The organism is Thioalkalivibrio sp. ALE21, from assembly GCF_003208255.1.
GTDB lineage: Bacteria > Pseudomonadota > Gammaproteobacteria > Ectothiorhodospirales > Ectothiorhodospiraceae > Thioalkalivibrio > Thioalkalivibrio halophilus.
On sequence record NZ_QKMA01000030.1, the window covers coordinates 1 to 10981 of the forward strand.

At 67.9% G+C, this 10981-nt stretch carries 9 protein-coding genes; 8 read left to right on the top strand and 1 reads right to left on the bottom strand.

Annotation, left to right across the window (positions count from 1 at the left end; genetic code table 11):
- Positions 1-182, bottom strand: a 182-nt coding sequence (locus D893_RS13125; protein ID WP_146220559.1) for a helix-turn-helix domain-containing protein, incomplete at its 3' end; no start/stop codon positions are given.
- A gap of 91 nt (positions 183-273) precedes the next feature.
- Between D893_RS13125 and cas10 the strand changes: the two genes are divergently transcribed.
- The 8 genes from cas10 to cas6 are packed head-to-tail and all read left to right on the top strand — an operon-like array spanning position 274 to position 10859.
- Complete coding sequence (cas10, locus tag D893_RS13980) at positions 274-3156, top strand: type III-B CRISPR-associated protein Cas10/Cmr2 (RefSeq protein WP_110620030.1); 2883 nt, start codon at positions 274-276, stop codon at positions 3154-3156.
- Positions 3153-4355: a type III-B CRISPR module-associated Cmr3 family protein gene (locus D893_RS13135; RefSeq protein ID WP_110620031.1), complete on the top strand. Its 1203-nt coding sequence runs from the start codon at positions 3153-3155 to the stop codon at positions 4353-4355. Before cas10 ends, D893_RS13135 begins: the two co-directional genes overlap by 4 nt.
- Before the next feature lie 47 nt (positions 4356-4402).
- Complete coding sequence (gene cmr4, locus D893_RS13140) at positions 4403-5356, top strand: type III-B CRISPR module RAMP protein Cmr4 (RefSeq protein ID WP_110620032.1); 954 nt, start codon at positions 4403-4405, stop codon at positions 5354-5356.
- The gene (gene cmr5, locus D893_RS13145) at positions 5356-5808 is read left to right on the top strand and encodes a type III-B CRISPR module-associated protein Cmr5 (protein WP_110620033.1); all 453 of its coding nucleotides are present in this window, start codon (positions 5356-5358) and stop codon (positions 5806-5808) included. The genes cmr4 and cmr5 overlap by 1 nt, the downstream gene beginning before the upstream one ends.
- A gap of 1 nt (position 5809) precedes the next feature.
- Positions 5810-7207 carry a type III-B CRISPR module RAMP protein Cmr6 gene (cmr6, locus tag D893_RS13150; RefSeq protein WP_146220560.1) on the top strand — a complete coding sequence of 466 codons (1398 nt, stop codon included), beginning with the start codon at positions 5810-5812 and terminating at the stop codon, positions 7205-7207.
- Between the two features lie 54 nt (positions 7208-7261).
- Positions 7262-9502: a CRISPR-associated ring nuclease gene (locus D893_RS13155; RefSeq protein ID WP_110620034.1), complete on the top strand. Its 2241-nt coding sequence runs from the start codon at positions 7262-7264 to the stop codon at positions 9500-9502.
- 10 nt (positions 9503-9512) lie between these two features.
- A complete protein-coding gene (gene csx16 / locus D893_RS13160) occupies positions 9513-9830 on the top strand; it encodes a CRISPR-associated protein Csx16 (protein ID WP_110620035.1) in 318 nt (105 codons plus the stop codon).
- Between the two features lie 30 nt (positions 9831-9860).
- Positions 9861-10859: a CRISPR system precrRNA processing endoribonuclease RAMP protein Cas6 gene (gene cas6 / locus D893_RS13165; protein ID WP_110620036.1), complete on the top strand. Its 999-nt coding sequence runs from the start codon at positions 9861-9863 to the stop codon at positions 10857-10859.
- Positions 10860-10981: the final 122 nt, after the last annotated feature.

Here is a 10981-nt window from a genome sequence, read left to right on the forward strand (position 1 = left end):
GTGCGCTTCTGGGCGGTACGCGCCTCGTAGCAACCGCCATCGCCGTTGCGCTTCAGCTCTCGACTGATCGTCCCCGGGCTGCGGCCCAGCGTCCGAGCAATCGCCCCCTGCGAGCGCCCCAGCCCGCGCAACGCACTGATCTGATATCGTTCTTCCTGGGTCAGCTGCCTGTAGTGCCTCATCGGTACGCCTGAATGGGTTTGGGGTGAGAGCCACCCATTCTACGGCGGCAGCTGGCCCACCCCTTCCGGGTTCAGGCGTTGCAGTTATTCTGTGAATTCAGGGCACGAAAAGACGATCTCCAAGGCGGACGGGAGTCCGAAGACCTTCGCGGTGGACGACTTCGCACAGGTGCGGTGGACCCGGAAGCCGGAGATCATCCACCCGCTGACCGGCCAGGCCTTCGACCTCGGTTCGCTGGGCGAGACCGACGTGGGCACAATCAAGACGAAGAGCTTCAGCCACTTCGAGCGGCTGGTGGTAAGGGATCAGGATGGAGCCTTCGACTTCCGGCGCACCCATGCCGCCTTCTGGCGCTTCGGCCCCGAACTGCTTGGCGAGGGCTCGCTGCTGGACGCGGCCGACGACGACACCCGTGACCACGACACCGGCGAACTGGGGCTTCTGTGGCCGCACCTGCCGGCCGACACGCGGGTTCCGGATCACAGCATCTGGGATCACCTCGACCTGACCAGCGCCTTCGCCGGCGCCTTTGCCGCAGACCCGCACGGCGACGCCGCCCTGCTGGCGGTCTCGCTGGGTCCGGTGCAGGACTTCATCGCCTCGGCGCGCAAGACCGAGGACCTCTGGGCCGGCTCCCACCTGCTTTCCCGGCTCGCCTGGGAGGCGATGCGCGTAATCTGCGAGACGCTGGGCCCGGACGCCATGGTGTTCCCCCGGCTGCGGGGTGTGCCGCAGGTGGATGTCTGGCTGCGCGACGAGCTCGGGCTGGGCGGCAGTCTCGACGATGACTGGTTCAGCCGCCACTGCCCCTGGACCTTCCGCCAGACCGATGCCAATCCGCTGTTCACGGCCGCCCTGCCCAACCGCTTCGTCGCCATCGTGCCGGCCAGCCAGGCCCGGGAGCTGGCCGAACAGGCCCGCGATGCCGCGCGAAAATGGCTGGATGACACCGGGGTCGACGTGGTCTCCCGTCTGCTCAAGGAAGCCAACATGGACGTAGAGGCCGAGACCGTGCCCTACGCCCAGATGAAGTCACAACTGGAAGGCTTCCCTGAAGTGCACTGGGCCGCCGTACCGTTCTCGCTGATCCGCCCGCGCGACCAGCAGAAACAGCGCGATCTCGACACCACGGCCCTTCAGGCGGCCATGGCGCCCTTTTTCGGCTGCGAGCCGGACGCCTTCGCCGGGTTTCTGGACACGCCCGCCTGGCAGGTCCTGCGCGACGACATCGACTGGGACGACGGCACCCGCTTCTTTGCCCCCAACCCCGGCGTGCTCTACCCGGCGGTTCACGACCTGGTCGAACGCCTGCTGGCGGCCTCCAAGGGCGTTCGTGCATTCCGTTCCAGCCCGCAGGACGGCTACCGCGACTCGCTCGCCGGCGAGGCGGAATGGCTGACCACGAACCGGGATCAGCTCGCGCTTCCGCCCGGTCAGCGCCGGGACACCCTCTGGACCCGCATCCATGCCAACCGCCCGGCCTGGGCCGGCGAGCGCGAGCACCTGGGAGGGCTGTCCGCCATCAAGCGGCTGTGGCCGACGATCTTCGCGGAGGCAGTCGGCAGGACGGTGGCCGAAAAAGACGACGGCCATATCGCGCCGATCGGCCGCTTTGTCGTCTCCACCCACACCATGGCCCTTGCGTACCAGCTCGACCGCTGGCTGGAAAGCGGCGCCGATGCCTCGGCGAGCGTGCAGCGGGAGTTCGAATACCAGGGCGAGCGCGTCGCACTGCCGCGGCGTCTGGTCGAGCGCCACCGCGGCCACCCGCAGTGGCAAATGGCCAGCCAGCTGCCGGGTTATCTCCAAGAGATGCAGGAGAGCGACAATCCGGAGGATTGGAAGGCCGGCCAGAATACCGTCCGCGATGCCCTGGCCGATGGTACAGCCCGCCCCGGGATCGAGACCTACTACGCCCTGCTGCTGATGGACGGCGACCGCATGGGCGCTATCCTCTCCGGCGACCCGGCATCCGATGTCGGCATCCGCTACGAGGACAGTCTTCACTCACAGGTGCGCGAGGGTTTCCGCCGGCACGCGCAAGGCAATCCACGCCTGCTGGACTATGCGCAGCAGCGACGGGCCCTCTCCCCCGGCCGGCACTTCGCCATCTCCGGCGCCCTCAACGACTTCGCGCTGAAAATCGTGCCCCATGTGGTCGAGCGCGAACACCTCGGCAAGCTGATCTACGCCGGGGGCGATGACGTGCTGGCCATGCTCCCGGTGGCCGACGCCCTGGGCTGCGCCCGCCGTCTGCGGTATGCCTGGTCGGGACACGACCAGCGCGATGAGGCATTCAGCTGGACCGACATTCGCAACCGCCGGGCCGGCCAGCGCGGATGGGGCCGGCAGGAGCTGTTCTGTCGCGACGGCTTCGCCCACCTGCGCGGCCAGTTGCTGCGCATGATGGGCCCAAACGCCACCATGTCGGCGGGCCTCGTCATCGCCCACCACCAGGCACCGCTGGAAGCCGTGCGGCGGGCCCTGCACGCCGCGGAACAGCGCGCCAAGAACGAGGGCGGGCGCGACGCGTTCAGCATCACGCTGATCAAGCGGGCTGGCGCCATCACGCACTTTACCGCCCGCTTCGACGTGCTGGGCACGCTCGACCGCACCGTCGAGTACCTGCGCGAACCGGCGGTCTCGCGCCGTGCGGTCTACAGCACGCTGGAATGGCTGAAGGACCTGCCCGACCCGGTCCCGCACGAGATGCTGGAGAGCCTGCTGGACTGGCAGCTCCGGCGCCAGTGCGGCCGAAAAAGTGTCTGGCAGCACCATGACGTGCCCGGGCTGGCGCACGATCTGGCCCGTTGCGCCTGCAGCGAGCGGGCCCCGCGCGACTGGCTGCGCGATCTGCTGCTCACCGCCGAGTTCCTGGCGCGGGAGATCCGCAGCAAGCCTCCCGGAACCGAAAGCTCGCCGCAGGACAACACCGATGCCGACCCGGACGGCAAGGGGGAAACCGCCGCATGACTGCCGCCATCAGCCATTTCATTCAGCCACTGGACGTGCTTTTCTTGCGCGGTAACCGGCTGTTCGGTGCCGCCGGAAGCTACGGCGAGGCTCTGGTTCCGCCCTGGCCCTCGCTGGCGGCCGGCAGCCTGCGCAGCGCCCTTCTGGCGCGCGAGGGCGTGGACCTGGGCGAATTTGCCCGGGGCCACGCGCCCCATCCCGAGCTGGGCACCCCGGCCGATCCGGGATCGTTCACCGTGGAGGCCTTCCAGCTCGCGCGGGAACACGACGGGCGCATCGAGCCCCTGTACCCGCTGCCGGCCGACCTGTCCGCGCAGGTACCGAATGACGAGGATGCACAAACTCGTGAGAGCTCGGACCCGCCGCCGCTCGAACTGCGCCGCAGCCTCCCGGCTGCGCCCGCCGCCGGCCTGGAGAACAGCCATCCGCTGCCGTATGTGCCCGTACTGCCCGAGACCCGCCGCGGCAAGCCGGTGGGTGGCCTGTGGCTCACGGGGCGCGGTCTGGCGGACTGGCTGGCGGGCGATCTGCCCCAGCCCGACGCGCTCCTGCGCACCGCCGAAATCTGGGCACCGGACCCGCGTATCGGCATCGCACTGAACCCCGCGACACGTTCCGCGGAGGATGCCCACCTGTTCACCGCCCAGGCCGTCGCCATGCGCGAGGGCACCGGCTTTGTCAGCCGGGTGCGGGGCGCCACCCTGCCCGAGTCCCTCGCACTGCGCCTCGGCGGCGACGGCCGTGCCGCCAGCGCCCGACAACGCGCGGTCGACTGGCCCGAGCCGGATCTCGAGGCCATCGCCCGCAGTGGACGCGCCCGTCTGCTGCTCACCACCCCCGGCCTGTTCGCGCACGGCTGGTTGCCCACCGGTACGGCCGCGCCCGCGGACGACTCCGCCTCACGGGGCGCCGCGTTCTCGCTGCACGGCGTGGAGGGGCGCATCGTTGCCGCCGCCGTGCCCCGCACCGAGGTCATCTCCGGCTGGGATCTCGCCAGCAACCGGCCCAAGCCCGCGCACCCGGCGGTTCCGGCCGGGGCGGTCTACTGGCTGGAACTCGCCCCGGGCACGACCGCCGAGGCCCTGCAACGGCTCGCGACCGAGGGCCTCTGGCCCGCCGACTGCAACGACGAGGAGGCCACGCGCCGCGCCGAAGGCTTCAATCGCTGCCTGCTGGCCACCTGGCCGGAAACGGCCTGACCACCGATCCGCCGCCATGCCCATCACCCTGAATATGGAACGCCATCATGTTTGAGAAACACGCCGCCGCCTTTCTCTACGCCGTCAGCCCCGTACACGTGGGGGCCGGCAATGCCGTCGGGGTTATCGACAACCCCATCCAGCGGGAACGCCACACCGGACATCCGAGCTTTGCCGGTTCGGGCATCAAGGGCGCCGTACGCCACGGCTACAAGGCCCTGAGCGGGCATCAGGAGGATATTCCGCACGATATCCAGCGCGATATCCAGCGCCTGTTCGGACCCGAGGCCGGGGCCGACTCGCTGCACGCCGGGGCAGTCAGCTTTGGCGATGCCCAGCTGGTGGCCTTCCCGGTCCGCAGCCTGAAGGGCGGATACGTCTACGCGACCAGCCCCGTCACGCTGGAGCGCACACGCCGCCTTCTCACACTGATCGGCGTCGCACACGACTGGCCCGATCTGCCCGCCGTCGAACCAGGCCAATGCCGCGTTGTCCACCCCGGCCTGCTGTCCCGAGACGACCGCCTGCATCTGGAGGTCTTCGAATACGAAGCAGCGGCAACCGACTGCACGGCCCTGGGGGCCATTGCCAGCTGGCTGGCCACTCACGCCCTGCCCGAAGGCGACGGCTACCGGTTCTTCCGTGACAAGCTCGAAAAAGACCTCGTGCTGCTCTCCGACACGGATTTCGACTACTTCGTGCAGCATGCCACCCTGGTCGAGCCGCACGTTCGCATCAACGAAGAAACTGGCACCGCCGACGACGGTGGCCTGTTCTACACCGAGAACCTGCCCCCTGAGGCGTTGTTACTTGCGCCACTGTCGACCAGCCGAACCCGCACCGGCCAGCAGGAGGACCACCTGGAGGCCCAGGCGGTGATGGCACGCATGCAGACCGTGATGAACGGCAGGCTCCTGCAGATCGGCGGGGACGCCACCACCGGAAGGGGACAGGTGATCACCCGCCTGGTGGCCGCGCACAGCGAAGGAGGAAATGCGTGATGAGCAACCACTCCACCCTGTCGATCGCTGACAACCAGCAAAAGACCCCCGCGGGCAGAAACGGCAACCCGCCCCCTCCCGAGCGTGCAAAACGCCTGTCGCTCGAACAGCAACGGGCGCAGCACGCCTGGGAACGGGCCGGCGACGGCGTACAGCAATTCAAAAAGGATTACACCAACGTCGCCAAGGCCGTACCCGGCCTGATCATGAATTCAGGGCTGATGCAGGTACTCGCCTTTCTCAACGGCAAGGACGATCAGCACCGGCTGCTGGCCGAACACCTGCGCGACTGGCTGCACCGCCAGCACGAGCTGCCGAAGGACTTCAAGGCCTGCATGGAGGCGCTGATGCAGTCGGACCCACGGGAGTTTCAGCTGGTCACGGCCGAGGCCCTGGCCTGGCTCAAGTGGCTGCGCCAGATGGCCGACGCCCGGACGGGCGGGGAGGAATAACATGCCGATCGCCGCCGTACCCGACTACCTCGGGCAGGAGTTCACCCAGGCCTCGCCCGGTATGCGTTTCGGCATGTACCTGGCCCTCTGGGGCATCGACCAGCGGACGCAGGAGCACCTGTGGGAAACCCATGACACCGGCTACAAAAATGCCGGAAAAGACGGGCGGGAGCGATCGGAGCGCGTTGAAAACAAGGCCCCTGCGCTGGAAGCGGCCTGCACGGTCAACCGCCACGACCAGCAGCGCATGCAGGCGCTGGAGGCACGCGCCCACGCACTCGCCGCGCACCTTCCGGAGGACACCCACCTGCTGGTCGAGGGCCTGGCCACCGCGCCGTTTGCCACCGGGCTGGGCATCGAGCATCCGCTGGAAAACGGTTTCGCGTTTCTCGACCCCTACGGCCTCCCGGTCCTGCCGGGTTCCGGGATCAAGGGCGTACTGCGCCAGGCGGCGCGCGAACTGGCCCGTGGCGAATGGGGCAACGACACCCGCGGCTGGGACGACGCCATCCGTTATCCATTCAAGCTCGACAAAGAAACCGTTGAACTGAGCATGCTCGACGCCCTGTTCGGCCTGGAAACCGACGACGGCGCGCGAATGCACGTCCGCGGCGCCCTGACGTTCTGGGACGTGGTCCCGCAGATCGCAGGCAACCGCCTGCACGTGGAGATCATGACGCCGCATCAGGCGCACTACTACCAGCAGCATCCGGATGCGAAGACCGGCGACAGCGTCACCCCGCACGACTCCGGCCAGCCCACGCCCATTCCGTTCCTGACGGTCCCCCCGGGATCGCGTTTCAGCTTCCATGTCGTCTGCGACACGGCCCGTCTCGCGCGCCTGGCACCGGAGCTGGCGGAGGGCAACCGCTGGAAGGACCTGCTGGCCGCCGCGTTCGAACACGCCTTCGACTGGCTGGGCTTTGGCGCCAAGACCGCCGTCGGTTACGGGGCCATGACCATCGACCGCGAACGCCAGGAGCAACGCCAGCGCGAGGAACAAGCGCGCCGGGAGGCCGCCGAACGCGAAGCCATCGAGCGGCGCCGCCAGGAAGAAGAAGCGGAGGCCGCCAGACGCCGGCAGCAGGAATTCGAGGCCCTGCCGGAGAGCGAACAGGCGCTGCGCGAACTTGGCGCCGCGCTCGAAGGCTTTGCGGGTCTCAAACCACCGCTGGACAAGAACCGACACGGGGAACTGACCGGCCTGCTCAACAAACTCGACCAGAAGGCCCGGGACTGGACCGAGGCGGAAAGGCACAAGGCGGCCGATGCCATCGAAGCGGCCTACGATCGCTTCGGGTGGACGCCTTCCGGGCTCAAGAAGGACAAGCGAGAGAAGCAGGAGAAAAAACGGCGCGACCAGCTCGCCGCCCTGCGCAACGGCAGCGGCACGTCGTGAACACGCCTCGCCTTTCCCTGTGCCGCTTGGGTCCGAACCCCGCGGACCACTGACATGGGTTCATCGCCCCGTTGCATCCTGGTCGGCTCGCTGGGCGGGAGCTGGGCCGTGGTCCCGGAGATCTACGGCGCCCTGGCGCCGGAGACGCTGGACCTCTATGCCCGGCATCCGGAGCGTGATGCCGTGCGTGCCGAGCTCCACGGCCTCCGCCCGCCGGACGCGATCCACCTGGTCACCACCAGCGGCGACCGTGCTGCCCGCTCGATCGACCAGCTCTCCGCGTGGTGGGAGGCCCTGGGCCAGCCGTTTGCCCTGCGCATCTGGCAGGCCGAAGGCACCGACGAACTCTCCACGCCAGCGGAATGCCAGAGGCTGCGTGAACTGACCTACCGCGTGGTGCTCGCCGCCCGCGAAGCCCTGCCGGACTCGGGGCAACTGCTGCTCTCGCTGGCCGGCGGGCGCAAGACCATGAGTGCCGACCTGCAGGCCGCCGCGCAGTACATGGGCTGCGACGCCCTGCTGCACGTGACCGACGTAGGCAACCTCGACCCCGCACTGAGGGAAGCCGGGCCCGGGCTGTTCGAGACTGCACTGCCGGCGGTTCTCGCCCGCCAGATCCGTCCGCTGAACCTCGGCGCGAACCCGCGCAGCGAACTGCTGGACCTGGATCCCGCCATCCATGCGCCGGACTTCCCCCTGCCCGAATCCGCCAATGGGGACGTATGCCGCTGGCACGCCGGAGATGCCGATGCCCCCCTGTTCGAGACGCTCGAAGCCCGCACCCGCGAAAGCCGGCGCCTGCTCGGCAACTTCGTCTCGGAACTGGTACAGCAGGAAACCTACGGCAACTGGCGGAGCCTGTACCGGCTGCCGCCAGCCCGCCTGCAGGAACTGCGGCATACCCCGATCGGTCCGGAGCATCGTGAATGGCTCCAGCGACTGCCGAAAGCCGACCTCCACCGCCATATCGGAGGGTGCCTCGATCTGGACCAGCAGCGCACCATCGCCGAAGCCATCTGGGCCGCGAGCACCGCGCCGGAACAGGCCGCCGCACGTGAAGCCACGAGCACCCTGCTCCGCTACCCCGGGGCAGGCGGTGGTCCGGCGTCCGCCAGCAGCCGCTCGCCCGAGGGCAGCTCCGACTGGCCCTGGAACTGGCCCGAACAGCTACGCGCCCACTGTCCGCCATGGCAGGATCTGCGCCACCACCGCGCACTGTGTGCCAGCGCCCTGCTGCTGCAGTGCCCGGACGCCAGGCTGCGGCGCCAACTTTACGGCATTACCGAACCACGGGTCGGGCTGAAAAACACGCATGCCTACGGGTTTCAGGCCTACGAGCGTCCGGGCGAACTGACCGGATCCGCAGTACTCGGCCACCCGGCCGCCCTGCCCGCATATGCCCGCGCGCTGGTCGACAATGCCCGCCGCGAAGGCCTGGCCTGGGTGGAACTGCGCGGCAGCCCACACAAGTACCGACCCGAGGATCCGGAAGGCTTCCTGCGCGAACTGCGCGACGCCCTGCAGGCCGCCGGCGCCATCACCAGTGACCAGACCGATGCGTTTCGACTTCCCGGCACGCTTGGCGGCCAGCCGCGGATCGGGTTCGTGTGGATCCTCGACCGGCGCCAGCCACCCGCAGCCATTGGCGAAGTGGTGAACCGGGCCACCCGGGTGCGCGGCAGCCTGGGGGCCTTCCTGCTGGGCCTGGACCTCGCCGGCGACGAGGCACAGAACCCGCCGGCAGCACTGGAGCAGCACTTCCAGCCCGCATTCCGGGCCTGCCTGCCGATCACGATCCACGCCGGAGAAGGCGAAGCCGCGGACAACATCTGGGAAGCCGCCTACCGCCTGCATGCCGACCGTATCGGCCACGGCCTGACCCTGGCGGACAACCGGCCGCTGGCCCAGCGCTTTCGGGACCGCGGTATCCTGCTCGAGCTGTGTCCGAGTTCCAACCGCGAAGTCATCGGTTTCCACGACCCCGGGATAACCGAATCGCATAGCCAGCCCCCGTACCCACTGGGGCCGCTGCTCGAAATGGGCATCCCGCTCACCGTGTGCACAGACAACCCCGGGATCAGCCGAACCACTCTGGCGGACGAATACCTTGCGGCGGCCCGAATGCAGGCCGGGGCCGGGCACGCTGGACTGACCCAGTGGGAAACCCTGGCGCTTATCCGCCAGGCCTTCGTGCACTCCTTTCTCCCAGCCCAGTTGCGCGATCCGCTCGAAAAGCTTGTCGAACAGGAAATCCTCGGGCGAGTGATGGAACATGAGCGAGATCAGCCCCTGTGAGACGACTGCCATGACCGCCACAACTTATCTGGTGACCCGCCATCCCGGTGCCGTCGAGTGGGCCGAACGCAGGGGCATGCCCATCGACCGGTGTATTCCTCATCTCAACCCGAGCATCCTGCAGCCCGGTGACTGTGTCCTGGGAACCCTTCCGATCCACCTGGCTGCGCGGGTCTGTGCGCGCGGTGCCCGCTACCTGCATCTGTCCTTGGACATCCCGCCCGAACTTCGCGGCCAGGAGCTCGACGCGGACACCTTGGACACCTGCAACGCCCGGCTGGAAGAGTATCGCGTCACTCACATCCCCGACGATGACGCGGCACAATGACGAGCTCCTGGATTCCCGAAGGTCAGAATCATGTCCCGGCCCACCATTGACTCCGCCTCCCTGCACAACGGCATGTCCGGCGATTCTACGGAGACGGCTCCACCCGTAATTGTGGAACTTCCCGAGCTATCGCTGGAACGGCTGCGGTTTCACGCGGTCGCCCAGGCACCATTGCGCCTGCCACCATTCGCGGGCTCGATGTTGCGGGGCGCGTTCGGCCATGCCCTGAAGACCAGCGTGTGCATCACCCGTGCCCCACGTTGCGCAGACTGCAAACTCTACCGCCACTGCGCCTACCCTGCCTTGTTCGAGCCCCCGCCGCCAGCCGAACACCCGCTACAGCGATTCAGCCAGATCCCCGCTCCCTACGTCATAGAACCACCCACCGGTGGCGAACGGATCCTGCAGCCTGGTGACGCCTTCGATTTTCACGTCGTGCTCGCAGGGAACGCCGTGCAACAGCGCGAACTGATTCTCTCGGCATGGCGTCAGGCCCTCGCCCGCGGTCTAGGCAAGCGACGCGCCCCCGCCGAACTCACATCCGTCACATCCGAGCCCCCCGCCAGCGTGGCAACTGACCTCGAAGCCGAGTCACTGGCTACTCACGGCCTGCCCGAGGAAACACACCGCGCCACACTGCAACTGCACACTCCGCTTCGCCTACAGCACCAGGGGCACGCACTGGGGCCCGACGCCCTGGATGCCGAACGCCTGCTCATGAACCTCACGCGGCGTATCTCCCTCATCTGCGAATTCCATGGCGGCACAGCACCGAACTGGGACTACCCCACCCTCAAGGGCCTCGCACAAACTATACGCAGCCAAAAAGCGCTGGAATGGCAATCGTGGTCACGCTACTCCTCGCGTCAGAAACAGACCATGCAGCTGTCCGGCGTGGTGGGCCAGTGGACCCTCGAGGGCGAAATGCGGCCATTCAGTGCCATACTTCAAGCCGGACAATGGCTGCATGCAGGCAAAAACGCCAGCTTTGGGATGGGGCATTACAGTCTGAGCGCGACTTCCGCGTAAGCCGCTTCAAGGTTTTTACCTCCGCAGTGGTACCACAACACGCTGGCCGTTGGATCCAACGCGGAAAAGCCGCGACCCACTTCCAGTCTTAATCCCTTTGTCTTCAGGGCTGTCGTTCAACA

What these genes read in the sequence shown, in the direction of transcription:
- cmr4 (WP_110620032.1), top strand. Translation starts at nt 4,403, where the DNA reads ATGTTTGAGAAACACGCCGCCGCCTTTCTCTACGCCGTCAGCCCCGTA.
- D893_RS13135 (WP_110620031.1), top strand. Translation starts at nt 3,153, where the DNA reads ATGACTGCCGCCATCAGCCATTTCATTCAGCCACTGGACGTGCTTTTC.
- csx16 (WP_110620035.1), top strand. Translation starts at nt 9,513, where the DNA reads ATGACCGCCACAACTTATCTGGTGACCCGCCATCCCGGTGCCGTCGAG.
- cmr6 (WP_146220560.1), top strand. Translation starts at nt 5,810, where the DNA reads ATGCCGATCGCCGCCGTACCCGACTACCTCGGGCAGGAGTTCACCCAG.
- cmr5 (WP_110620033.1), top strand. Translation starts at nt 5,356, where the DNA reads ATGAGCAACCACTCCACCCTGTCGATCGCTGACAACCAGCAAAAGACC.
- cas6 (WP_110620036.1), top strand. Translation starts at nt 9,861, where the DNA reads ATGTCCCGGCCCACCATTGACTCCGCCTCCCTGCACAACGGCATGTCC.
- D893_RS13155 (WP_110620034.1), top strand. Translation starts at nt 7,262, where the DNA reads ATGGGTTCATCGCCCCGTTGCATCCTGGTCGGCTCGCTGGGCGGGAGC.